At 67.7% G+C, this 23,853-nt stretch carries 23 protein-coding genes and 1 tRNA gene; 11 read left to right on the forward strand and 13 right to left on the reverse strand.

Annotated elements, in window-relative coordinates; all coding sequences use genetic code 11:
* Positions 1–14: 14 nt before the first annotated feature.
* From KIK15_RS07755 to KIK15_RS07765, 3 genes are read left to right on the forward strand one after another with little or no spacing between them, the layout of a single operon-like run.
* Positions 15–1,835, forward strand: a complete 1,821-nt coding sequence (locus KIK15_RS07755) for an ABC-F family ATP-binding cassette domain-containing protein (RefSeq protein WP_214243606.1) — start codon at positions 15–17, stop codon at positions 1,833–1,835.
* 50 nt (positions 1,836–1,885) lie between these two features.
* The gene (locus KIK15_RS07760; protein WP_214243607.1) at positions 1,886–2,896 is read left to right on the forward strand and encodes an enoyl-CoA hydratase/isomerase family protein; all 1,011 of its coding nucleotides are present in this window, start codon (positions 1,886–1,888) and stop codon (positions 2,894–2,896) included.
* A 32-nt stretch (positions 2,897–2,928) separates the two neighbouring features.
* Positions 2,929–3,645 carry a 2-phosphosulfolactate phosphatase gene (locus KIK15_RS07765; RefSeq protein WP_307851785.1) on the forward strand — a complete coding sequence of 239 codons (717 nt, stop codon included), beginning with the start codon at positions 2,929–2,931 and terminating at the stop codon, positions 3,643–3,645.
* On the opposite strand, the gene KIK15_RS07770 is transcribed toward KIK15_RS07765, so the two are convergent.
* The gene (locus KIK15_RS07770) at positions 3,642–5,228 is read right to left on the reverse strand and encodes a peptide chain release factor 3 (RefSeq protein ID WP_214243608.1); all 1,587 of its coding nucleotides are present in this window, start codon (positions 5,226–5,228) and stop codon (positions 3,642–3,644) included. The genes KIK15_RS07765 and KIK15_RS07770 overlap by 4 nt on opposite strands.
* A gap of 126 nt (positions 5,229–5,354) precedes the next feature.
* On the opposite strand from KIK15_RS07770, the gene KIK15_RS07775 reads away from it, so the two are divergent.
* Positions 5,355–6,224, forward strand: coding sequence for a type IV toxin-antitoxin system AbiEi family antitoxin domain-containing protein (locus KIK15_RS07775; RefSeq protein WP_214243609.1), 870 nt, complete (start codon positions 5,355–5,357; stop codon positions 6,222–6,224).
* Positions 6,225–6,266: 42 nt separating this feature from the next.
* Here KIK15_RS07775 and KIK15_RS07780 read toward each other — a convergent pair whose 3' ends face one another.
* The 4 genes from KIK15_RS07780 to KIK15_RS07795 form a co-directional block, all read right to left on the reverse strand.
* Positions 6,267–7,283 (reverse strand): beta-ketoacyl-ACP synthase III, encoded by a 1,017-nt coding sequence (locus KIK15_RS07780; RefSeq protein WP_214243610.1) that lies wholly within the window; start codon positions 7,281–7,283, stop codon positions 6,267–6,269.
* A gap of 30 nt (positions 7,284–7,313) precedes the next feature.
* A complete protein-coding gene (locus tag KIK15_RS07785; RefSeq protein WP_214243611.1) occupies positions 7,314–8,372 on the reverse strand; it encodes a beta-ketoacyl-ACP synthase III in 1,059 nt (352 codons plus the stop codon).
* A gap of 74 nt (positions 8,373–8,446) precedes the next feature.
* Positions 8,447–9,013: an aminoacyl-tRNA hydrolase gene (gene pth, locus KIK15_RS07790; protein ID WP_214243612.1), complete on the reverse strand. Its 567-nt coding sequence runs from the start codon at positions 9,011–9,013 to the stop codon at positions 8,447–8,449.
* Positions 9,014–9,679 (reverse strand): 50S ribosomal protein L25/general stress protein Ctc, encoded by a 666-nt coding sequence (locus KIK15_RS07795; RefSeq protein WP_214243613.1) that lies wholly within the window; start codon positions 9,677–9,679, stop codon positions 9,014–9,016.
* Between the two features lie 324 nt (positions 9,680–10,003).
* Here KIK15_RS07795 and KIK15_RS07800 point away from each other — a divergent pair, with 324 nt between their 5' ends.
* Positions 10,004–10,453, forward strand: coding sequence for a limonene-1,2-epoxide hydrolase family protein (locus tag KIK15_RS07800; RefSeq protein WP_214243614.1), 450 nt, complete (start codon positions 10,004–10,006; stop codon positions 10,451–10,453).
* A gap of 11 nt (positions 10,454–10,464) precedes the next feature.
* Here the strand turns inward: KIK15_RS07800 and arsC are convergent, their stop codons facing one another.
* Genes arsC through glmU form a run of 3 tightly spaced genes read right to left on the reverse strand, consistent with a single transcriptional unit; the run spans position 10,465 to position 13,328 of the window.
* A complete protein-coding gene (arsC, locus tag KIK15_RS07805) occupies positions 10,465–10,809 on the reverse strand; it encodes an arsenate reductase (glutaredoxin) (RefSeq protein WP_214243615.1) in 345 nt (114 codons plus the stop codon).
* Between the two features lie 15 nt (positions 10,810–10,824).
* Positions 10,825–11,802 (reverse strand): ribose-phosphate diphosphokinase, encoded by a 978-nt coding sequence (locus KIK15_RS07810; protein WP_214243616.1) that lies wholly within the window; start codon positions 11,800–11,802, stop codon positions 10,825–10,827.
* Positions 11,799–13,328 (reverse strand): bifunctional UDP-N-acetylglucosamine diphosphorylase/glucosamine-1-phosphate N-acetyltransferase GlmU, encoded by a 1,530-nt coding sequence (glmU, locus tag KIK15_RS07815; protein ID WP_307851805.1) that lies wholly within the window; start codon positions 13,326–13,328, stop codon positions 11,799–11,801. The genes KIK15_RS07810 and glmU overlap by 4 nt, the downstream gene beginning before the upstream one ends.
* A 279-nt stretch (positions 13,329–13,607) precedes the next feature.
* Here glmU and KIK15_RS07820 point away from each other — a divergent pair, with 279 nt between their 5' ends.
* Together KIK15_RS07820 and KIK15_RS07825 are read left to right on the forward strand one after the other, a co-directional pair.
* Positions 13,608–14,363 carry an SDR family oxidoreductase gene (locus KIK15_RS07820; protein WP_214243618.1) on the forward strand — a complete coding sequence of 252 codons (756 nt, stop codon included), beginning with the start codon at positions 13,608–13,610 and terminating at the stop codon, positions 14,361–14,363.
* 67 nt (positions 14,364–14,430) lie between these two features.
* Positions 14,431–14,505: transfer RNA gene (locus KIK15_RS07825), tRNA-Gln, on the forward strand.
* A gap of 106 nt (positions 14,506–14,611) precedes the next feature.
* Here KIK15_RS07825 and KIK15_RS07830 read toward each other — a convergent pair.
* The gene (locus tag KIK15_RS07830; RefSeq protein ID WP_214243619.1) at positions 14,612–15,631 is read right to left on the reverse strand and encodes a CU044_5270 family protein; all 1,020 of its coding nucleotides are present in this window, start codon (positions 15,629–15,631) and stop codon (positions 14,612–14,614) included.
* Positions 15,624–16,175, reverse strand: coding sequence for an RNA polymerase sigma factor (locus KIK15_RS07835; protein ID WP_214243620.1), 552 nt, complete (start codon positions 16,173–16,175; stop codon positions 15,624–15,626). The genes KIK15_RS07830 and KIK15_RS07835 overlap by 8 nt, the downstream gene beginning before the upstream one ends.
* 186 nt (positions 16,176–16,361) lie before the next feature.
* Between KIK15_RS07835 and KIK15_RS07840 the strand changes: the two genes are divergently transcribed.
* Positions 16,362–17,018, forward strand: a complete 657-nt coding sequence (locus KIK15_RS07840; protein WP_214243845.1) for a TetR/AcrR family transcriptional regulator — start codon at positions 16,362–16,364, stop codon at positions 17,016–17,018.
* A gap of 13 nt (positions 17,019–17,031) precedes the next feature.
* On the opposite strand, the gene KIK15_RS07845 is transcribed toward KIK15_RS07840, so the two are convergent.
* Positions 17,032–17,571 (reverse strand): GNAT family N-acetyltransferase, encoded by a 540-nt coding sequence (locus KIK15_RS07845; RefSeq protein WP_214243621.1) that lies wholly within the window; start codon positions 17,569–17,571, stop codon positions 17,032–17,034.
* Positions 17,568–17,978: a hypothetical protein gene (locus KIK15_RS07850; RefSeq protein WP_214243622.1), complete on the reverse strand. Its 411-nt coding sequence runs from the start codon at positions 17,976–17,978 to the stop codon at positions 17,568–17,570. The genes KIK15_RS07845 and KIK15_RS07850 overlap by 4 nt, the downstream gene beginning before the upstream one ends.
* A 59-nt stretch (positions 17,979–18,037) precedes the next feature.
* On the opposite strand from KIK15_RS07850, the gene mfd reads away from it, so the two are divergent.
* Both mfd and KIK15_RS07860 read left to right on the forward strand, forming a co-directional pair.
* Positions 18,038–21,721 (forward strand): transcription-repair coupling factor, encoded by a 3,684-nt coding sequence (gene mfd / locus KIK15_RS07855; protein WP_307851786.1) that lies wholly within the window; start codon positions 18,038–18,040, stop codon positions 21,719–21,721.
* Positions 21,718–22,440 carry a MazG family protein gene (locus KIK15_RS07860; RefSeq protein ID WP_214243623.1) on the forward strand — a complete coding sequence of 241 codons (723 nt, stop codon included), beginning with the start codon at positions 21,718–21,720 and terminating at the stop codon, positions 22,438–22,440. The genes mfd and KIK15_RS07860 overlap by 4 nt, the downstream gene beginning before the upstream one ends.
* 71 nt (positions 22,441–22,511) lie before the next feature.
* On the opposite strand, the gene KIK15_RS07865 is transcribed toward KIK15_RS07860, so the two are convergent.
* Positions 22,512–22,940: a hypothetical protein gene (locus tag KIK15_RS07865; RefSeq protein WP_214243624.1), complete on the reverse strand. Its 429-nt coding sequence runs from the start codon at positions 22,938–22,940 to the stop codon at positions 22,512–22,514.
* Positions 22,941–23,071: 131 nt separating this feature from the next.
* Between KIK15_RS07865 and KIK15_RS07870 the strand changes: the two genes are divergently transcribed.
* Positions 23,072–23,818: a lytic murein transglycosylase gene (locus KIK15_RS07870; RefSeq protein WP_307851787.1), complete on the forward strand. Its 747-nt coding sequence runs from the start codon at positions 23,072–23,074 to the stop codon at positions 23,816–23,818.
* The last annotated feature ends 35 nt before the right edge of the window (positions 23,819–23,853 follow it).

Genomic DNA, 23,853 nt, shown 5'->3' on the forward strand with positions numbered 1-23,853 from the left:
ATGGGTGTGTCCGCGTGAGCAATCTGGTCAACGTCGAGAAGATCTCCAAGAGTTTCGGCATCACGCCGCTGCTGGAATCGGTGAGTCTCGGTGTGCAGCAGGGACAGCGGATCGGGGTGGTCGGTCTCAACGGTGGCGGCAAGACGACGCTGTTGGAGATCCTGGCCGGCATCGAACCACCCGATTCCGGGCGGGTGTCGCACGCCGGGGGCATGCGGATGGCCGTGGTCACCCAGCGCGGTGAGCTGCCTGCCGGGGCCACCGTCGGCGACGTGGTGGTCGGGCCGCTGGGGTTGGCCGAACACGAGTGGGCCTCGGATGTGCGGGTGCGAGAGGTGTTGGCGGGCATCGGTATCGACCGTCTCGACGGTGGCCTGCAGCGTCCGGTTGATGCGCTCTCCGGTGGCCAGAAGCGCCGCGTGGCACTGGCCGCCGCGCTGGTGCAAGAGCTGGATCTGTTGATCCTCGACGAGCCCACCAACCACCTCGACGTCGAAGGCGTGCAGTGGTTGGCCGAGCATGTGGTCAACCGGCGCAGCGCGTTGGTGGTGGTCACCCACGACCGCTGGTTCCTCGACACCGTCGCCACCCGAACCTGGGAGGTCGCCCACGGCGCGGTGGCCGAATACGAAGGTGGATACAACGATTGGATCTTCGCCCGCGCTGAACGGGCGCGGCTGGCCGATGCCGCCGAGGAGCGGCGCCGCAACCTGGCCCGCAAGGAGCTGGCCTGGCTGCGCCGCGGCCCGCCGGCGCGAACGTCCAAGCCCCGCTACCGAATCGAGGCGGCAGAGAAGCTGATCGCCGACGTGCCGCCGGTACGCGACAGTGTGGCCCTCTCGGCGTTCGCGAAGCGACGCCTGGGGCGGGTCGTCATCGAACTCGAGGACGCCCGACTGTCCACCCCTGACGATCGGTTGTTGCTCGACGGGTTGACCTGGCGTCTGCAGCCGGGCGAGCGGATAGGTCTGGTCGGGGTGAACGGCTCGGGCAAGACCACGTTGCTTCGCGCCTTGGCCGGTGAGGTGGAGGTGGCGCCGGGTCGTCGCAAGCAGGGTGCCACCGTGTCCATCGGGTGGCTGCGTCAGGAACTCGATGACCTGCCCACCGAGATGCGGGTGCTCGAAGCGGTGCAGGACGTGGCCGGTCACATCACCATCGGCGCAGGGACCAAGGCGGAGAAGGAGATATCGGCAGGACAGTTGGCCGAACGCCTCGGGTTCGCCCCGGCGCGCCAGCGCACCCCCATCCGCGATCTGTCCGGTGGTGAGCGTCGACGGCTGCAGTTGACCCGAGTCTTGATGGCCCAGCCCAACGTGTTGCTGCTCGACGAACCCACCAACGACCTCGACATCGACACCCTGCAACAGCTCGAGGACATTCTCGACGGCTGGGCCGGGACGATGGTGGTCATCAGCCACGACCGATACCTCATCGAGCGGATCTGTGATTCCACCTGGGCGTTGTTCGGCGACGGGGACCTGACCAATCTGCCCGGGGGCATCGAGCAGTACCTGGCGCGGCGAGCTGCGTTGTCCGACAGCGGGACTCCGGTGTCATCGCAAGCCGCCGCGCGCTCGTCGGCGGGTGGGTCGGCCGCCCACGCAGGCAAGGTCGATGCCGCCGCGCAGCGCGAGGCGCAGAAGTCGATGAAGCGGCTCGAACGTCAGATCGCCAAGTTCGACGAGCGTGAGCAGCAGTTGCACGCCGCGCTGGCGCAGGCTGCGACCGACGCCGATCGGCTGCGTACCCTCGACGCCGAACTAGCCCAGGTGGTGGCCGAGAAGGAGACCGCCGAGGCGCAGTGGTTGGAGTTGGCCGAGCAGTTCGGCTGACGATCACGCTGCCCGGTGGCCCGAGCGAGCGCTCGGCTAGGGTGATTGTCATGACCTTCATCGCGACCCGCGTCGACAACGGCGTCGGCGAGATCATCCTGGACCGTCCCAAAGCCCTCAACGCTCTCGATCAGACGATGATCGACGACATGTCGGCGGCGCTGCACCGTTTCGCCGACGATGACGCCGTGCAGACCGTGCTGGTCACCTCGGCGTCCGAGCGGGCGTTCTGCGCCGGTGGTGACATCCGGGCGATCCGGGACAACTCGATCGCCGGCGATCACGCGGCGAACGTGAAGTACTTCTCCTCGGAGTACGAGTTGGACCTGTTCATCGCCGAGTACCCGAAGCCGTATGTGTCGATCATCGACGGTGCGGCCATGGGCGGTGGCCTGGGCATCAGCGTGCACGGTGAGGTTCGCGTGGTGGGCGACCGCGCGCTGATGGCCATGCCGGAGACGGCGATCGGATTCTTCCCCGACATCGGTGCCACCTACTTTCTACCCCGACTACCCGCCGGTGTGGGAATGTGGCTGGGGCTCACAGGTGCTCGGGTCAAGGGTGCCGATGCGGTGACCGTCGGGATGGCCACGCACTACGTGCCGTCGGATCGGCTGGCCGCGGTCGCCGACGCGATCCGTTCGGGCGCCCCGCTGCTCGAGGCATTGGGTCCCGGCATCGACGCCGATGCCCCGGAGACCACGCTGCCGTTGGCCAAGGTGGCCGACTACTTCAGTGGCTACTCGGTTCCCGCGATCCTGGGGGGCTTGCGCGGGGCGACCGGGGACGAGTGGGCCGGGGAGATGATCGGGTTGCTGGGTGCGGCTTCGCCGACCAGCCTGCTGGTGACCGCTCGGCTGCTGGAATTGGGTGCGACCAGCCAGCTCAACGAGTGCTTCGACCGCGAGCTGACCGCAGCCGAAAACGTCACCGCCACCGACGATTTCGTCGAGGGGGTGCGCGCGGTGCTGGTGGACAAGGATCGCAACCCATCGTTCTCGCCCGACACCGTCGAGCAGGTCGACGCCGCTGTCGTCGCGGCCCTGATCGGCGAAGCCTGATCGACCTCCTGGTGTACCAGGCAGGTGCGCGCGTGCGTTTCGAGTGGGGGCCCATCGGCGCTACAGGCCTGGCCCCGCACTGTGAGGTCGTCGTGGTCGTCGATGTGCTGTCGTTCACCACGGCAGTGACGGTGGCCGCCGATCGGGGCATCGAGGTCTACCCGCTGTCGATGACCGACGACAACGCCGACCAACTGGCCCGACGGGTCGATGCAGTTCTGGCCCAGCCTCGTTCGGCGGGCAGTGGTGTCAGCCTGTCGCCGAACAGCATTCGTGACGCTGTCGATCCACCCGCGCGGATCGTGTTGCCTTCGCCCAACGGATCGGCAATCGCGCATGCGATCGCCACCAGCGGCAGCGGCTGTGTCGCAGCGTGTTTGCGTAATCATCGCGCGGTGTCGAGGCGGTTGGCCATCACCGCGAGACGAGACGCGGCCGTCGCTGTGATCGCCGCGGGGGAGCGGTGGCCGGATGGTTCGTTGCGGCCTGCAGTCGAAGATCTCTGGGGCGCGGGCGCGGTGATCTCCGGCTTGGCCGACAGCGGATGGTCACTGTCTCCAGAAGCCCAGATGGCCGCCGACGCCTGGGCGTCGGTGGCGGGTGCAGACGTGGCCGATCGTCTCGCCGAGACGACATCCGGCCGGGAACTCATGGACATGGGGTATCCGCAGGATGTCTGCACAGCGGCCGAGGTCGACTCGAGTGCCGTTGTCCCCGTACTCGATTCGGGTAGGTTTGTCGCGGTCTAGTCGGCGGTGGCGACCAGAGGTTCCAGGGTCAGTGTCGGGTGTTCCTTGACGATGTACTGCAGACGCCACTTGTCGCTGATCAACGCCAGCAGAGCGCCGTCGCTGCGAGTGAACACCTCCACGCCGCGTTGGCGATTCAACTCGTCGACGCTGTCGGCATCGGTGCGGCGGGCCAGCGAATACCCCAGCCCCTCCAGGGACGTCTCCACCCCGAACTCGGTCATCATCCGGGCGGTGACCACCTCGAACTGCATCGGTCCCACCGCAGCCAGCACCGGGGCCGCGTCACCTCGAATGTCGTTGCGCAGCACCTGAACCACGCCCTCGGAGTCGAGTTGGTCCATCGCCTTGCGGAACTGCTTGTATTTGCCTGCGCTCTGAGCGCGCAGCATGGCGAAATGCTCAGGCGCGAACGACGGGATGGGTGGGAACTGCACCTTGGTCTCGGTGTAGAGGGTGTCGCCGGGAGCCAACGCCATCGCGTTCACCAGACCCACCACATCACCGGGGTAGGCGGTGTCGACGGTGGAACGCTCGCGACCGAAGACCGCCTGGGCGTATTTGGTGGCGAACGGTTTTCCGGTCTGGGCGTGGGTGACCACCATGCCGCGTTCGAACTCACCCGACACGATCCGCATGTACGCCAAGCGATCTCGGTGCGAGGAGTCCATCCCGGCCTGGACCTTGAACACCACGGCGCTGAACGGGTCGGTCACCTCGCGCTCAGCCTTGTCGACCGATTCGCGTCCCGCAGGCGGTGGGGCCAGCTCCACCAACGTCTCCAACAGCTGGCGCACCCCGAAGTTCAGCATCGCCGAAGCGAAGATCATCGGTGAGGTCTCACCGGCCAGGAACATCTCCTGGTCGTGGTCCTGGCCCATCTCCGAGAGCAGGGCACTTTCCTCCACCGCAGTGGTCCACTCCTCGCCTTCCCGGTCAGCGGCCGCCTCAGCAGACAGGAACTCCTCGGGTGCGATGGTCGCGCCACCGGCGGTGCGGGTGAAGCGGATGTAGTCACCGGTGCGGCGGTCCAGGACACCGCGGAAATCGCCGGCGATTCCGACCGGGAAGAACAACGGTGTGGGGGTGAGCCCGATGCGCTCGCCGATCTCGTCGATCAGCTCGAGCGGGGTGCGCCCGGGGCGATCCCACTTGTTGATGACGGTGATCACCGGGATCCCACGGTGGCGACAGACCTGAAACAGCTTGAGCGTCTGCGGTTCCAAGCCCTTGGCCGCGTCGATGAGCATGACGGCGGCGTCGACGGCGGTGAGCACCCGGTAGGTGTCCTCGGAGAAATCGGAGTGACCGGGGGTGTCGACGAGGTTGATCACGTTGCCCTCGTAGTTGAACTGCAGCGCAGTCGAACTCACCGAGATGCCGCGCGCCTTCTCCATCTCCATCCAGTCCGAGACGGTCGATTTTCGACCGGCCTTGCCGTGGATGGCGCCGGCCTCGCTGATCATCCGGGCGTGCAACGCCAGCGCCTCGGTCATGGTCGACTTACCGGCGTCGGGGTGGGAGATGATGGCGAAGGTGCGGCGACGGGCTACCTCACGCGCGAGGGTGTCGGCGGTACTCACTGGTCAGAGGGTACGCGACCGGCTTTCCAACCCGTAAATGTCGTGGTGTGTCCCGCTGGGCGGGAGAATCCACGACACCTGTCGGACGGGGGAACCGGTCGGCACGCTGGCGCCGTCGAATGACACATGGGGGCAGAACTCAGACGTCACCTCGCAGAGCGCGACGGCGTGATCACCCGGAAGGAGGCGCTGAGGTTGGGACTCAGCGGTTCTGCAGTCGGTCGACGGGTCGACAACGGCGAATGGCGATGCGTGGGCCGCGGCATCTACGTGGTCGACGATCGCAGGCTCGACGACCGGGCGCGGATGCGGATCGCGTGTGCGCGCGTGGGGGAGGGGGCGGTGTTGGCCGGGTCGGCGGCGGCGTGGTGGCACGGGATCGCCGGCTCGGCACCCCGCGTCATCGCGGTCATCGCGCCGCGAGGCCGCAGCGGCGGTCGGATCCCCGGCCTGCGGCTGACGCATCGTGAACTCGACCCTCGTGACGTGGTCGAGCTCTCGGGGCTGCGGGTGGTCACCTCCGAGTTCGCAGTGCTGGAGGCTGCGGCCTGCGAGGCTGACGTGGCCCTGCTCGACGTCTCGTTGCTGCGACGGCGAGTGACTCTCGACGGCTTGTGGGCGGTTCACCGCCGATATCCCCTGCGACGGGGTGCGACGTCGGCCCGACGAGTGCTGGAGGCGGCGCAGTCAGGAGCCAGGTCTGAGGCCGAGCACCGGGTACACCGCGTACTGCGGCAGGCTGGGATCAACGGATGGCAGGCAAACGTCGAGGTCGACGGCTACGTGGGCGACCTCGTGTTCGTGCAGGCCCGGCTGATCGTCGAGATCGACGGGATGGCGTTTCACAGCGACGCCGCAGCCTTTCAGCGCGACCGATCGCGACAGAATGCATTGGTCAACGTCGGGTGGCGCGTGCTGCGCTTCACGTGGGCCGATGTGACCTCACGCCCCGACCACGTGGCTGCATCGATACGGACAGCGCTGCATCGGCGATAAATGTCGTGGTGTGTCCCGCTGGGCGGGAGAAACCACGACAGATCACTCGAAGGGGACCGGGGGCAGGGTGACCACCTGCGCGGCGTAGCTCAGCCCGGCGCCGTAGCCCAGCAGCAGCGCGGTCTGACCGGGTTTGGCCTGACCGGTGGAGAGCATGTTCTCCATGGCCAGCGGGATGGAGGCGGCCGAGGTGTTGCCGGTGAACTCGATGTCGCCTGCCACCGGGGTACCCGGGCGCAGGTGCAGGTTCTTGGCCAGCAACTCGTTGATCCGCGAGTTGGCCTGGTGCGGGATGAACACGTCGATGTCCTCGGCGCCCACCTTGGCGGCCTCCAGCGCGCGCTGAGCGGCCTTGCCCATCTCGAACGCGGCCCACCGGAACACCGCGGTGCCTTCCATGCGCAGGTACGGGCGTTGCACGCGGTCACCCTCGAGGAAGGTGTACCAGTCGATGTCCTGCTTGATGGCGCTGTACTGCGAGCCGTCGCTGCCCCACACCACCGGGCCCACGCCCTGCTCCTCGGCCGGACCGAGCACCACCGCGCCCGCGCCGTCACCGAAGATGAAGCAGTTGCCGCGGTCGGTCATGTCGATGGTGACCGACAGCCGCTCCGATCCGACGACCAACACGTTGGTGGCGCTGCCGCCGCGGATCAGGTCGGCACCCACCGCCATCGCGTGACCGAACCCGGCACACCCGGCGGTGATGTCGAATGCGGGAACACCGTTGGCCCCCAGCTGAGTGGCTACATCGGTGGCCGCTGCCGGCGCCAGCAGCAGGTGGGTGTTGGTGGCCACGATGACCGCATCGATGTCACCGGGCTGCATCAACGCATTCGCGATGGCCTTGCGCCCGCTGTCGACGGCCATGGTGGTGGCGGTCTCCTCCGGTGCGGCGAAGCGGCGGGTCTTGATGCCGGTGCGGGTGTAGATCCACTCGTCGGACGAATCGATCCGCTCGCAGATCTCGTCGTTGGTGACCACTCGTGACGGGCGGTAGGCACCGATGCCCAGGATGCCGACCTTCTGGGTTCCGGTGGTGTCTGAGATCAGTGCCATGGTGGAGTCCTTTCCTCGCAGACAGTCCTATCAGAACGAGGTGATCTGCGGGGCCGGTGGCAGGGTGACGACCTGACCCGCGTAGCTCAGCCCGGCGCCGAAGCCGAGTAGCAGCGCGGTCTGACCGCCGGTGGCCTTGCCGGTCGCCAACATCTCCTCCATGGCCAGCGGGATCGACGCCGCCGAGGTGTTGCCGGTGTTCTCGATGTCGTTGGCCATCGGGATGTCGTCGCGCAGGCCAAGGTTCTTCTTCATCAACTCGTTGATCCGCGCGTTGGCCTGGTGCGGGATGAACACGTCGATGTCGTCGGCGGTGATCCCGGAGATCTCCAGCGTCGACTTCAGCGCACGCGGCAACGTCACCGCGGCCCACCGGAACACCCGAGGGCCCTCCATGGTGACCACCATCCGGTCCAACGGATCGGTCTCGGGGTCGCGTCGCTGGTACTCCTGGGCGCGGTCCATGTAGCTGAGCATGTCGTGGTTCTGGCCGATGGCCTCGCCGTTCTCGCCGTCACTACCCCACACGGTGGGGGAGATGCCGTTCTCCTCGCTGGGACCCACCACCACCGCGCCGGCGCCGTCGCCGAAGATGAAGGCAGTGCTGCGGTCGGTGGGTTCGAGCACCACAGACAGGGTCTCCACACAGATCAGCAGCACATACTTCGAGGTTCCGGCCCGCACCAGGTCGGCCGCCATCCCCAGCCCGTAGCCGAATCCCGAACACCCCGACGCCAGGTCGACTGCGGCGACGCCGTTGATTCCCAGGTCGTAGGCGACCTGCGGGGCACCGTGTGGGATCTTGGTGGTCCAGCTCAGCGTCGACAGCAGCACCATCCCGATCTCTTCGCGCGGGATCCCGGAGTTGATGATCGCCCGCTCACCGGCGGCGACCGCCATCGACCGGGCGGTCTCGTCGCCGCTGATGTAGCGGCGGTTGCGGATGCCGCTGCGCTCGTAGATCCACTCGTCGGAAGAGTCGAGGGTCTGACACACCTCGTCGTTGCTGACGATGCGGGTCGGGCGGTAGGCGCCGATCCCCACCATCGCGACGTTCGGAACGGTGGCGTTGACCTTGATGCTGGCCATGATGAATTCCCCTTAGGTACTGCGGTGGAGCGCGTCGTGAATGTGTCGGTGCGGTGGTCTGTCCACAGTCCGGCTCACCAGGCGTGCACGGTGTTCTGGGCGTCTTCGAGTGAATGGGTGAGAAGTAGGTCGACGGCGTCGACGGCGTTGGCGATCATCAGATCGACCTCGGCGCGCTGGGCTGAGGCGAACGGTTTGAGAACGAAGTCGGCAGGGTCCTGTCGACCGGGCGGACGCCCGATGCCCAGTCGAACCCGCAGATAGTCACGCGAACCCAACGCCGACGACATCGACCGCAGGCCATTGTGTCCGCCTTCGCCGCCGCCACGCTTGAGGCGCACCAACCCGAAGTCGATGTCGAGTTCGTCGTGCACGGCGATGACATCTTCGGGGTCGATCGAGAAGAACGACGCCAACGGGCCGACCTGACGGCCGATCTCGTTCATGAAGACGGTCGGACGGGCAACGAGGACCGACGTCCCGGCCACCGACACCGTGGCGGTGTCGGCGCCGGAACGCTTGTGCACGCGGTATTTCTCGCCCGCCCGCATCACCAACGCGTCGGCGACCATCGCGCCGATGTTGTGTCGGGTGGCCGAGTACCGCTGTCCGGGGTTGCCCAGTCCGACGATCAGGTGCACTTATTCGTCGGCCGCGTCGTCTCCCGATGCGTCGTCGGCATCGGTATCGTCGTCGGCGCTCTCCGACTCGCCCTCGGCGGGGGCGTCGCCGGCACCGTCGGCCTCGAGGTCTTCCTCGGTGGGAGCCTCGTTGACCGCGACCACGAGGGTCTCGGGATCGGCGGTGAGCGTGACGCCCGAGGGCAGCTCGAGGTCGCCCGCGGTGACCTGGGTGCCGATCTCGGCGCCCTCGACGGAGACGACGATCTGCTCGGGGATCGACATGACGTCGGCCTCGACCTCGACGGTGTTGGTGTCCTGGGTGACCAGCGTGCCCGGGGCGGCGTCGCCCTCGACCACGACGGTGATCTCGACGGTGACCTTCTCGCCGCGCTTGATGACCAGCAGGTCGGCGTGCTGGATGTAGCTGCGGACGGGGTGGACGTCGACCTGCTTGGTCAGGGCCAGCTGCTTGGTGCCCTCGATGTCGAGTTCGATGACGGCGTTGGTGCCGTTGTTGCGCAGGATGGCGGCGAACTCGAGGGCGGGCAGGTTGAGGTGCTGCGGGTCGCTGCCGTGGCCGTAGAGGACGGCGGGCACGTTGCCGGCGCGACGAGCGCGGCGGGCAGCTCCTTTGCCGCGCTCCGCGCGGGCGGTGACGGCGAGCGGATTAGCCTGGGTGGCCATGTGTTTCTCCTGTGTCGGTCGTCGACCGCGGGTGGCCGACGTGAGCGGGTGGGTCCAGGCGAGCAGCACAGGCGACGCCGTCCACACCCCCTACCGGGAGAGAAACGAAATCCGCCACGCCGATCACGGCCGATCCGATGCGGATCGGCCCTCGCCGGGACAACGCCGGTCACCATATCGGAGCGGGGTGCTGCCACGCCACTTCGAGAAGTTTGCCGAGCTGTCATGTCGCGTTGGCTGAGGTGTTGCGCATCACGCGGAGCATGGGCGTTCGGGCGTTTGGATCCAGGCGCCACCACCACCACGGGACGCGAGGTGCCGGCGATGACGATCGAGCAGCACCACTGTCTGCTGTGGTCGCCCGAGGACGTCACCATCCGGTTCCTGCAGTCTTTGAGCCTCGGCGACGTGGAACTCGCCGAACACCTCCTCAGCCGCGATGTCACCTTCCGCGCAGGGTGGCGACCGGCGCATACCGGTCGAGCCGCGGTGGGTCGCCGACTCACACGCCTCGCCGCAGGCCGCACCACCTATGACGCCGTCATCCACTCCATCGACTGTGCCGGGTCGACCGTGCTCACCGCGCGTACCGATGCCTTCGTCCGGGGTCGGCTACGGGTGCAGGTCTCGGTGCGCGGCACCGCGGCGGTGGTCGACGGCAAGATCGTCAGTTGGACCGACCGGATCTCGGCGCGTGATCTGCTCGGCGCGTTCGGGCGCGGCGTGATCGGGGTGCTGGTGCCTTCGATGCGCGCCCAGATGCCTGCCCGCTGAACAGTCTCTCGTCAGAGGATCTCGTCGATCGACTCGACCGGTCGGGCCAGTCGGGTACCGGTGTCGGTGACCACGAAGGGCCGTTCGATCAGCCGTGGGTGCTCGGCCATGGCGTCGAGCAGGGCGTCGTCGTCGGCGCCGGCGAGCTGCAGCTCACCGAACAGTGCTTCGCGGCGACGCACCGCCTGCGCCGGGGTGAGTCCGGCTGCGGTGATCATGGCCGCGAGCTCGGCCCGGGTCGGTGGGGTGTCGAGATAGCGGACGATCTCTGGCTCCACGCCGGTATCGCGTATGCGCTGCAACGCCTTTCGGGACGTGGAGCACTTCGGGTTGTGGTAGATCCGCACCTGGCCCATCTGATCGGGCCGAACTCAGGCGACGCCGTTGAACAGGCTGGTCACCGACCCGTTCTCGAAGACCTGCTGGATGGTCTGGGCCAGCAACGGGGCGATGGAGAGCACGGTGAGGGTGGGGAAGTGCTTCTCCGGTGCGATGGGCAGCGTGTCGGTGGCGATCACCTCGCGGGCGCCACAGTTGGCCAGTCGTTCGGCCGCCGGATCGGAGAACACCCCGTGGGTGGTGGCGATGATGACGTCGCCGGCGCCGGCGTCCTTGAGCACCCGGACCGCACCGGCGATGGTGCCACCGGTGTCGATCATGTCGTCGATCAGCACACAGATCTGGCCTTCCACCTCGCCGACCACCCGGTTGGACTTGACCTGGTTGGGCACCAACGGATCTCGCGTCTTGTGGATGAAGGCCAGCGGTGCCCCGTCGAGGGAGTCGGCCCACTTTTCGGCCACCCGCACGCGACCGGAGTCGGGCGAGACGACGGTGAGGTTGGCGGTTCCGTAGTGGGTGCGCACGTAGTCGGCGAGCTGCCCCTGGGCGTGCATGTGGTCCACGGGACCGTCGAAGAACCCCTGGATCTGATCGGTGTGCAGGTCGACGGTGATGATGCGATCGGCGCCTGCGGTCTTGAGCAGGTCGGCGACCAGGCGAGCCGAGATCGGTTCGCGACCGCGGTGCTTCTTGTCCTGGCGGGCGTAGGGGTAGAACGGCAGGATCGCGGTGATGCGCTTGGCCGATCCGCGCTTGAGCGCGTCGATCATGATGAGCTGCTCCATCAACCATTTGTTCAGCGGCGCGGGATGGCTCTGCAGGACGAAGGCGTCCGAGCCGCGGACGGAGTCCTCGAACCGGACGAAGATCTCGCCGTTGGCGAAGTCGCGCGCGGTCTGCGGGGTGACCTCGATACCCAGTGCCCCCGCCACGGCGTCGGCCAGCTCGGGATGAGCCCGGCCGGAGAAGAGCATCAGGTTCTTCTGATTGTCGGTCGTCCAGTTCACAGCTCGTCCGTTCCTGTCTTCGGTGCCGGTTCACCCGGTGGTGTCATATCCGGTGGTGTCATATCCGGTGAGGGGGTGTCCTCGGGGGGTGTTCCGTGCTCGCCGCGCGCCTGCGCGGCGGCCCGCGCCGCAGAGGTGCCGGGTCGTTTGGCCTCGACCCATCCATCGATGTTGCGTTGGCGTCCGCCCGACACCGCCAGTGCCCCCGGCGGCACATCCCGGGTGAGAACGGTACCGGCACCGGTGTAGGCGCCGTCACCGACGGTCAGTGGGGCCACGAACATGGTGTCCGACCCGGTGCGGCAGTGCGATCCGATCACCGTGCGGTTCTTGCTCACCCCGTCGTAGTTGACGAACACGCTCGAGGCGCCGATGTTGCTGTGCTCACCGATGGTGGCGTCGCCGACGTAGGTCAGGTGCGGGACTTTGGTGCCGGTGCCGATGGTGGAGTTCTTGACCTCGACGAAGGTGCCGATCTTGCCGTCGGCGCCGAGGTCGGTTCCCGGCCGCAGATAGGCGAACGGACCGACCTGCGCACCGGCGCCGATGCGTGCCGAGTCTGCGTGGGTGCGAATCACGTGCGCACCCTCGCCGACGACGACGTCGGTCAGGGTGGTGTCGGGTCCGATCACGGCGTGTTCACCTATCACCGTCGAACCGTGCAGCTGGGTGCCCGGTAGCAGGGTGGCGTCGACACCCACCTGTACGTCGACGTCCACCCAGGTGTGGCTGGGGTCGACGACGGTGACGCCCGACAGCATCAGCGAGGTGAGGATGCGGCGGTTGAGTTCGGCCCCCAGCGTGGACAGCTGCAGGCGATCGTTGCATCCGGCGACCAGGGCAGCATCGCGGATGTGGTTGGCGTGCACTGTCTTTCCCATGGATCGTGCGATGGCGACCACATCGGTCAGGTAGATCTCGCCCTGGGCGTTGTCGGTGGTCAGTCGGCTCAGCGCTGCCGCCAACACGTCGGAGTCGAACGCGTAGACCCCGGAGTTCACCTCGGTGATGCGCCGCTGTTGGGGGGTGGCGTCGCGTTCCTCGACGATCTGGGTGACCTGGCCGTCCTGGGTGCGCAACACCCGGCCGTAGCCGGTGGGATCGGCTGCGGTTGAGGTCATCAACGTGACCTGCGCGCGGGTTCCGATGTGGTGATCGACCAGGGCGCGTAATGCGTGCCCGGTGAGCAGCGGCACGTCGGCTGCGGTCACCACCACGATGCCGCGGAAGTCCTCAGGCAGGGCCGCGAGCCCGGCGCGCACGGCGCCACCGGTCCCGTTCTGCACCTCCTGTACCGCGGTGCGGATCGGACGGCCCAGGGTGGCGGAGATGTCGGCGCAGGCTGCGGCCACCTGCTCGCGCTCGTGGCCGATCACCGCCACCAGATGGGTGGGGTCGATGCCGGCGCCGGCGTGCAGGACGTGGGAGAGCAGGGTGCGTCCGGCGATGCGGTGCAACATCTTGGGTGTGCTCGAGCGCATCCGGGTACCCGCCCCGGCGGCGAGCACGAGGACGGCCGAGGGGATGGCACGGCGGGCGGTGACGGTATCGGCCGTGGCGCGCGGGGCTGGTCGTCGACCGGCTGGGATGGCACCGGTGGTGGGTGCCGCGGGTGAACCGTGCGCTGCGGTGGAGCCGCTGCCAGTCCTCGGACCTGTCGACCCTGACGCTGTCGACATGGACATATGACTCCTGACGTGCGGGGCGCTACCGAGCGTGATCGGGTGCGATCCTACGCACTGGTAGAACTGTCCACAGCCAGGGAGTCAGCCGAGACCCCGGTAGTCGCGGGAAAGGTCGAGATAGTGAGCGAACGCAGAACAGCAATTGTGACCGGAGCTGGTCGCGGCATCGGGGCGGCGGTGGCGCAGCGTCTGGCCGCCGACGGTCTGGCCGTGGCGGTACTCGACCTGACAAAGGAGTCGACCGCTGACACCGTGGCCGCCATCACCGAGGCGGGCGGAACGGCGATCGGGGTGGGTGCCGATGTCTCCGACGAGGCGTCGGTGACCGCTGCCGTCGACACCATCGTCGCGGAGTTGGGTCCGCCCACCGTGGTGGTCAACAACGCGGGCATCCTGCGCGACAACCTGCTGTTCAAGATGTCGGTCGACGACTGGGACGCCGTCATGGGTGTGCACCTGCGCGGTGCATTCCTGGTCACCCGGGCGGCCCAGAAGTACATGGTGGAGGCCAAGTTCGGTCGCGTGATCAACCTGTCGTCCACCTCGGCCCTGGGTAACCGCGGCCAGGCCAACTACGCTGCCGCCAAGGCCGGCATGCAGGGCTTCACCAAGACCCTGGCCTTGGAACTGGGCAAATTCGGTGTCACCGCCAACGCCATCGCCCCCGGCTTCATCGCCACCGACATGACCAAGGCCACCGCCCAGCGGGTCGGCATGGAGTGGGACGAGTTCATCGCCGCCAACGCTGCCGCCATTCCGGTGGCCCGCGTGGGGGCACCTGACGACATCGCCCATGCTGCGTCGTTCTTCGCCAGCGAGGGTGCCGGCTTCGTCTCCGGTCAGGTCCTCTACGTCGCGGGCGGTCCCAAGGACTGACCGGATCGCAAGCAGACTGCAGCGTGCCACTCGTGGCACAATCTCAGTCGGCGCCCTCGGGTGCCGGTCCGCCATGGTGTAATCGGCAACACTCCTGATTTTGGTTCAGGCATTCTAGGTTCGAGTCCTGGTGGCGGAGCCAAGGGCCCGGCTGCGCTGGCTCAGCTCGAGCGAGCATCCGCAGCCCCTGACCTGCCAACAACCCCCGAGTCCATCGTGGACTCGGGGGTTGTTGCGTCGACGCCGGACTACGCGGTGGGGGCCGTCGACACCGATTCGACTGTGGCGCTGCTCGATTGGCGTACCGTGCCGGCCTGCAGGACGCCGTCGTCGGCGGCCACCACGACACGCGAGCCCAGGTAGTTGCCGGTTCCCGGGTCGATGACGATCTCGTGGTCGTCGGTGCCGATGCGCACACCCACCCCGGTCCCGGTCCGGCCGTCGAGGGTGACCCGGTCGGAGGTCACCGTCAGGCCCTTGACCTTGGCCAGGGCCCGGAACAATGCGGCCCGGTTCTGCGCGGGCAGCAGCCCGCTCTGCAGCGATTCCTGCGCGAGGTCGAAGATCGCGGCCGGCTTCATCCCACCGGCGTCGCGGACCAGCCGGTTGAACAGTTCGGTCGGTTCGGTGGGCAGTGTCTTGATGAAGCTGGGCTGCGGGTTGTCCCAGCCGGTCTGGGCGCACCGGTCCACGCCTGCGGTGTAACTGAACCGCCCGCAGCTCGCTTTGTAGGTACCGGCCACCATCGGGGCGGGCGGGGCTCCGGCTCCGGCGCGCCCGGCAAGCCACTGGGAGGGCGCGGCCAGCTGCTGACGCAGGACCCAGGTGGAGGTGGGGTCCAGCGGCGTCCACTGCTCGGTGATGGTGGACTCGCGGTAGGCGGTGTTGCCGGGTTGGCCGACGGTGATGCCGACTTCGCGAATCGTGATGTGGCGATATGGGTTCGGGGCAAAATCGGTGGTGCGGTCGGCGGTGTTCTCCAGCAGCGTGGCCGCCGAGGCGGGGGCGGAGTTCGAGGTGCTGAACAGCGGGACGGCCACGGCGACTGCGGCCACGGCGGCCACCGATGCAGCGGCGACCATCGCCGGCCGGACACGCCGGTGGCGGCGTTCATGGAGTTCGTCCTGGGGTGCCGCTGTTTCGGTGGTGGCCGCGCGCAGCCTGGTGAGTCCGTTGTCGAACGCCTGCTGGGTCATGGTGGGTTCCTGTTCGTTGAGGTGGGCCAGTGCGGAGTCGAGCTGAGCGTCGGTGATGTCGTGGTCAGCCATGGGAGCGGTCCTTCAGATAGGTGTTGAGGCTGGATTTGATGCGGTTTCGGGCGCGGTGCAGTCGGGAACGGGCGGTCGCCTCGGGAATCGACAACGCGGCTGCGGCCATCGAGGGGGTGAGATCGCCCCAGGCGACCAGCATCAACACGTCGCGTTGGTTGGTGGGCAGGTCGGCGAGCATGCGGCGCAGTGGCCCGGCCAACGCCCGTGAGTCGAGTTCGGCGGTGGCCCGGTCGAAGTCGTCCTCGGGTGGCGACTCGGCTCGGTGATCGCGAATCCCGGCTCGCAGGCGACGCTCCTCGTCCCGAGCGTGTCGACGCACCAGGTTGGTGGCCACGCCGAACAGCCAGGCCCGTGCTGCGTCGGCGTCGCAGGGCTGTCCAGCTCGTTCGCGCCACAGGATGAGGAACGATTCGGCGACGATGTCGTCGGCGATGGTCGCCCCGACACGGCGGGCCACGTAATTGTGCAGCCGGTGTGCGGTGCTGGTGTAGAGCTCTTCGACCAGGAGTTGGTTGAGGACGGGCGGGGGTCTGTCGGCCACGAGAAGGTGATCCCTTGTTGTCGGTTGCACGTACATACCTGCCCGCAGCGGGGGTCAGCGTTTCACTTGTTGTCCACGACGTCTCTTTGCCCAGGGTAGAGATCTGACGTGGGCCTGCTCGCTGATGTCGAATAGGGTGCTGAAGGTCTTGTGACCATCGACGACCACGCACCACAGTGGGGAACCATGCCCAACCAGCAACACGGCGACACCGGCGCAGCGCCTCGCGCCCGCATGACCGGTGCGCAGCGGCGCGCGCAGTTGATCGAGGTGGCGCGCGGGCTGTTCGCCGAGCGCGGTTTCGAGGGCACCTCCATCGAGGAGGTGGCCCAACGCGCATCGGTGTCCAAACCCGTTGTCTACGAACATTTCGGCGGCAAAGAGGGCCTGTACGCCGTGGTGGTCGACCGGGAGATGGAGACCCTGCTGGAGATGATCACCGCCTCGCTCACCCAGAACCGTTCACGCATCCGGGTGGAGAAGGTCGCGTTGGCGTTGCTGACCTACATGGAGGAGCGCACCGACGGCTTCCGCATCCTGGTGCACGGCTCACCCAGCACCGGCGCCGACGCGAAGTACTCCAGCCTGCTCAACGACGCCATCGGGCAGGTGGAGCACCTGCTGGCCGGCGATTTCGAGCGCCGCGGTTTCGATGCCAGCCTGGCGCCGCTATACGCCCAGGCGCTGGTGGGTGCGGTGTCGGTGACCGCGCAGTGGTGGCTCGACGTCCGCGAACCAGCCAAGGAAGTGGTCGCCGCGCACCTGGTCAACCTGTGCTGGAACGGACTGTCGGGACTGGATCAAGATCCGACCATCGATCACGGCGACGCTGAGCACCCCTGACCGCAGCAGGCGATCAGACCGGTGGCGGACCATCGACCCCGGGCACGTCGTACTCCATGAACACGCAGTCCACCCAGCGGCCGTGTTTGAAACCCACGCGGTGCAGTGTGCCCGACTCGACGAATCCGGCGTTGGCGTGCAAGCGGATCGACGCCGGTGACTCCGCGATCACCGCGATCACCCGGCGTACCGCGGTGGTGTCCAGGTCGGTCAACAACGCCGTCAGCAACATCGACCCCAGGCCTGCGCCGGTGGCGTCAGGGTGCAGGTAGATGGTGTCCTCGGTGGTCCAATCGAACGCTCGCTTGCCACGGAAATCACCGAGGTAGGCAAACCCCACCACCCGATCAGGACCCGGTGCGCCGTCGGTGCTGTCCACCGCGACGATGAAAGGCCAACGCCGCGCGACGATTCCGGCACGTTTGGTCTCCCAGGCCGCAGCGGTCGGCGAGTCGTAGTCGAACGTGATGACCGTGTTGTCCACGTAGTACCGGTAGATCTCGGCGATCTCGACGCAGTCGGCGGCCACCGCGGGGCGGATGGTGATGGTCACGACCGGTACAGGCGCGCCGAGTAGTTCTCGGGTCGATAGTGTTCCTGCAGTTCGGCGAGGTCGGTGCAGTGGAAGAAGACCTCCTCGACGCGTACCTCCAGGGCCAGGATGGGGCGGTTGCCCTTGACGATCATGTCGTCGAAGTAATCTGCGTCGCAGACGATCCGGGCCGTCCCGTTGATCCGCAGGGTGTCGCCCTTGGGTGAGACGTCGAGATTGCCACCGGAGTCAGTGGTGGCCAGCGCCGCCCACGGACTCCTCGCGATCCACTCCCGGTGCACCGAGGACAACCGATCGGCGACCTTGTCGGCCACTCGTTGGATGGGTACGCCGACAATGACCCGCAGCTGTTCCACGGTCTGCACCAGCTGTGGTTTCGACGCCGACGATGCTGCGGTGTGACCCATGCCGCGATCATGGCACCGCGCTGTGACCGCTGGCAACGCAGTTGCCTACCATCGACGGCGTGGCTGCACCTCTGACAACGGCAGATCCGACCGCACGACCGTTGGCAGGTGTGGCCGAGGCGGCCATCGCTGATTCGGCGATCGCGGCCGTCACCGGTCTGCGTGGACGCCGGCGGCTCGACATCGTCGGCCCCGACGCCGCACGCCCGTTCGTCCTCGCGGCGGCAGCGTCTGTCAGCTCGGGCGGACCGCTGCTGGTGGTCTCGGCCAACGGACGCGAGGCCGACGACCTGACCACCGAACTGCGCGAGATGATGGGCGAGGCGGTGGCGCAGTTCCCGTCGTGGGAGACGCTGCCGCACGAACGGCTCTCGCCCAGCCCCGACACCGTCGGCGCGCGGCTGCAGGTGCTCTACCGGCTGGCGCACCCCGACGACGACGCCTACGGTCCGCGCCTGCGCGTGGTGGTGACCACGGTCCGATCGTTGGTGCAACCGATGGCTCCCGGACTGGGATCCACCGAGCCGATCACGTTGCGCGAGGGCGTGGAGTTCGACTTCGACGAATTGATCGCCCGGTTGGTCGAGTTGGCGTACGCGCGGGTGGACATGGTGGGCCGTCGCGGTGAGTTCGCAGTGCGGGGCGGCATCCTCGACGTGTTTCCCACCACCGCCGATCACCCTGTGCGCGTGGAGTTCTGGGGCGACGAGATCACCGAGCTGCGTGCCTTCTCGGTGGCTGATCAGCGCAGCCAGCCCGAGGTGCACACCGCGCTGGTCCACCTGCATCCGTGTCGCGAGCTGATCCTCACCGACGAGGTGCGGGCCCGCGCTGCGGACCTGATCGATCCCGACGGCGGCGACCGGTCGATGGTCGAGATGCTGAGCAAACTGTCCGAAGGCATCCCGGTCAACGGGATGGAGGCGTTGATCCCGGTGCTGGTCCCAGGGCAGATGCAGCTGCTCACCGAGATCATGCCCGCCGGAACGCATGTGGTGGTGCTGGACCCGGAGAAGGTGCGCACCCGTGCGTCCGATCTGGCCAAGACCGGCGAGGAGTTCCTGGAGGCGTCGTGGACAGCGGCCGCGGTGGGTGGCGACGCCCCCGTCGACGGGGCGGCGTTCGGCGGAATCGATCTGCAGGCCAGCAGCTATCGGCCCATCGCCGCGGTCCACGAGGCCACCGTCGCGGCCGGGCGCCCGTGGTGGACCATGACCCCGCTTGACGCCATCCCCGACGACGAGCTCGGCGATGACGACGATCAGGACGCGAACACCGTTGTGCGGCTGGCGGTGTCGCCGGGCCCGGCACCTCGCGGTGCGCAGGACGAGGTGGCGTCCACCTTCGCATCCCTGCGCGGGCACGTGGCCTCAGGGGGTCGAGCCGTGATCGTGGTGCAGGGCAAGGGAACTGCCCAGCGCTACCTCGAGCGACTCGGCGACGCCGAGGTTCCGGCCACCCTGATCGAAGCAGGATCGCAGCCCGCGCCGGGTGTGGTCTCGGTGCTGTGCGGCACCTTGCGCAGCGGATTGGTGTGTCCTGACGCGTCGTTGGTGATCGTCTCCGAGGCCGACCTGACCGGGTCGCGGGTGGCGGGGGTGCGCGACGGCAAGAAGATGCCCGCCAAACGCCGCAACCAGGTGGACCCGCTGGCGTTGGCCGCAGGCGATCTGGTTGTCCACGATCAGCACGGCATCGGTCGGTTCGTGGAGATGAACGAGCGCACCATCGGTGGGGCACGCCGGGAATACCTGGTGCTGGAGTACGCGCCGGGCAAACGCGGCCAGCCCGGTGACCGGTTGTTCGTCCCGATGGATTCCCTCGATCAGCTGTCCCGGTATGTCGGTGGTGAACAGCCGGCGCTGTCGAAGCTGGGCGGGTCGGATTGGCAGAACACCAAACGCAAGGCGCGCAAAGCGGTTCGTGAGATCGCCGGAGAGTTGGTGGCCCTGTATGCGGCGCGTCACGCCGCGCCCGGCCATGCGTTCGCGCCCGACTCGCCCTGGCAGGCCGAGATGGAGGACGCCTTCGGGTTCACCGAGACCGTCGATCAGATGACGGTGATCGCCGAGGTGAAGGCCGACATGGAAAAACCCGTCCCGATGGACCGGGTCATCGTCGGAGACGTGGGCTACGGCAAGACCGAGATCGCGGTGCGTGCGGCGTTCAAGGCGGTGCAGGACGGCAAGCAGGTGGCCGTGCTGGTGCCGACGACCATTCTGGCCCAACAACATCTGCAGACCTTCACCGAGCGGATGGCCGGGTTCCCGGTCACCATCAAAGGTCTGTCCAGGTTCACCGACGCGGCGCAATCCCGCGAGACCATCGACGCGATGGCCGAGGGCAGTGTCGACATCGTGGTGGGCACCCATCGCCTGCTGCAGAGCGGGGTGCGCTGGAAAGACCTCGGTCTGGTGATCGTCGACGAGGAACAACGTTTCGGAGTCGAGCACAAGGAGCACATCAAGTCGCTGCGCACCCACGTCGACGTGCTGACCATGTCGGCCACGCCCATCCCGCGCACCCTGGAGATGTCGATGGCCGGCATCCGGGAGATGTCGACCATCCTGACCCCGCCCGAGGAACGTCATCCGGTGCTCACCTATGTGGGCGCCTACCAACCCAAGCAGGTGGCCGCCGCCATCCGCCGAGAACTGTTGCGCGACGGGCAGGTCTTCTTCGTGCACAACCGGGTGAGCTCGATCGACAAGACCGCCAAACAGATTCAGGACATGGTGCCCGAGGCGCGGGTGGTGGTGGCGCACGGACAGATGGGTGAGGACCAGCTCGAACGCACCGTTTCCGGTTTCTGGAACCGCGAGTTCGACGTGCTGGTGTGCACCACCATCATCGAGACCGGGCTCGACATCTCCAACGCCAACACCCTCATCGTCGACCGGGCCGAGGCGCTGGGGTTGTCGCAGCTGCACCAGCTGCGCGGCCGCGTGGGCCGCAGCCGCGAACGCGGATACGCCTACCTGCTCTACAGTCCCGACAAGCCGCTCACCGAGACCGCGTACGACCGGCTGTCCACCATCGCCCAGAACAACGAGTTGGGCGCCGGGATGGCGGTGGCGCTCAAGGACCTCGAGCTGCGTGGCGCCGGAAACGTGTTGGGCGCCGAACAATCCGGTCACGTGGCCGGTGTCGGGTTCGACCTGTACGTGCGGTTGGTCGGCGAGGCGGTGGAAGCCTACCGGGCAGCCGCCGACGGCAAACCCATCACCTCGGAGGAGAAGCGGGAGGTGCGCATCGACCTGCCCGTCGACGCCCACATCCCGGCCGACTACGTCGACTCCGACCGGCTACGGCTGGAGGCGTACCGCAAACTCGCTGCGGCACTCGACGACTCCGACATCACCGCCGTCGTCGACGAACTGCTGGACCGCTACGGACCGTTGCCTGCGGAGGTGTCGCGCCTGGTGTCGGTGGCCAAGCTGCGGCTGCTGGCGCGTGAGGTGGGGGTGACCGAGATCGGGGTGGCGGGCACCGGAGTGAAGGTGTCGCCGGTGAATCTGCTCGACAGCCAACAGATCCGGCTGCGTCGGGTCTATCCGGGGACCACCTACCGCGAGGCCACCTCGGTGCTGACGATGCCCATCCCGCGCACCGGGGGCGTGGGTAGCGACCGCGTGCGCGACGTGGAGTTGATCCAGGTGGTGGCCGACCTGTTGTCGGTCATCACCGGCGCCGACCCGGGTTCGCGCGACATGCGCGGTCCGGTCATCGAGCAACCGGCATGACCGGATCCGGCTCCGGCGCAGGCGGTCGCAGGTCGGGGGAGGCCCTACTCGACGCGGTGGAACTGATGGATCGGCTCCGTCGTATCGGACCCTGGGAGGCGGCGCAGACCCACGACTCGCTGCGTCGGTATCTCCTGGAGGAAACCTACGAACTGCTCGACGCCATCGAGGGCGGGAGTCGTGCCGACCTCCTCGAGGAACTCGCCGACATCCTGTTGCAGGTGCTGTTCCATGCGCGCATCGCCGCCGATGATCCCGTGCAGCCGTTCGACATCGACGACGTGGCGCGCGCGTTCACCGCCAAGATCTCGGCGCGATCGGCGGGTGTCCTGGCCGGAGACACCGACCTGGCGGCCCAGATCGAACACTGGGAGACGACCAAGGCCGCCGAGAAAGCGCGGATGTCGGTGTTCGACGGGGTCGCCACCTCGCAACCGGCGCTGGCGTTGACCCAGAAGGTGATGGAACGTCTCGATGCGGCCGGCTTTCCCCACGACCTGATCCCCGCGTCAGTGCTGACCGTGGACCTGACCGCGGCGCTGGCCGCCGACCCCGACGGCAGTGTCGAGGACCGTCAGCGCTGTCGGATCGTCGACTTCATGGCCCGTGTACGCGCCGCCGAGTCGGCGCTGCGTGCCGCCGGGGTGAGGGCCCCCACCGCCGCCGACTGGCGCCGGATGCTCGGCGAACCGTCGGTGATCAGCCCGTCGTCCCCATGACGTCGGCCGACAGGCCGTTCTGTCGATCACCTCAGGAGAACATCGATGTCGGGTCGCGACCACAATCGGTCTCACTCGTCGGTGGTCGGTGGATGGTGGTGCAGGATGTCGTCGGCGGGTAGCCGCAGCGGTACTTCGGTGAAGCGTTCGATGTGGTGGGGGTAGGCGGCGCGAATCCACACCTCGTTGTCGTCGAGCTGAGTCATCGCCACCCGTCGCCAGCGCCAATCCGGTTGTGGCCGTGTGAAATCGGTGTCGCGGGTGATGGGGATCGGGGCGCGCGCCCAGCACGGCTCGGTCAACGACGCCAATCCGCGGGCGGCCAGGATGTCGGTCGCGTCGGCGGTGTCCACGCCAGCTGCCACCACCTGCCCGACCGGGTTCACCGCGTCGACACGCTCGGAGTAGGGGTCGCCGTCACTGCTCACGGTCCACCCGATGATCTCGCCGTCGGACGCTCGGCGGACCGGAAGTCGGCTGCGCCAGCGGTCGATGTCCACGCCCCAACGCTACCCACACGGCGCCGCGTCAGATCCGTCGTCCGGGCGTGGGAACCACGGCGGCGACTCGGTAGTTGACAGTGTGAGCGCACGAATCCACGAACTCACGAACGCAGAAGGCGGTGCACAGGGTGGGCAGATCTCGCCGGTCACGCACGATCGGTGCGGTGGCGCTGGGCTGGGTGATCGCCCTGCTGGCGACCGCGTGCGTCGATCTGCCCAGCAAGCCTTCGGTCGCCATCCCTGACGGCGTGCCGCCGGGAGCTGGGGCCGCCGTGCCCTACTTCGACATCAACGCCCCCGGTCGCACCTCCGATCGACTCCAGGCGTGGGCGCGGCCGCTGGCCCAGGACATGGGCATCCCGCTGACCTCGATGGAGGCCTACGGCAACGCGGCCGAGATACAGCGCCAGCAACACCCCGAATGCGGACTCACCTGGACCACGCTGGCGGGTGTGGCCGCCGTGGAGAGCAGGCACGGTACCTACCGTGGATCCACCGTGGCACCCGACGGTGCGGTGGCCCCGAGGATCCGCGGCGTGCAGCTCGACGGCACCAACGGCAACGCTCGCATCCGCGACACCGACGGCGGTCGCCTCGACGGCGACGCCACCCTGGACCGCGCCATGGGGCCGTTCCAGTTCATCCCCCAGACCTGGCTGCGCTACGGCGTGGACGCCAGCGGTGACGGTCGGGCCGACCCCGACAACATCGACGACGCAGCGTTGTCAGCGGCCCGCTACCTGTGTGTATCGGGTGGCGACCTGAGCACCGCGGCAGGGTGGCAGAAGGCGATATTGACCTACAACGCCTCCCGCAGTTACCTGTTGAACGTGCGCGACCACGCCAACGCCTACTCGGTGGGCGTGGCCTTCTGACCGCTGCCTAGCGACCGATTGGCGACTGCGCACTG

Source organism: Williamsia sp. CHRR-6 (assembly GCF_018474015.1).
Lineage (GTDB): Bacteria > Actinomycetota > Actinomycetes > Mycobacteriales > Mycobacteriaceae > Williamsia_A.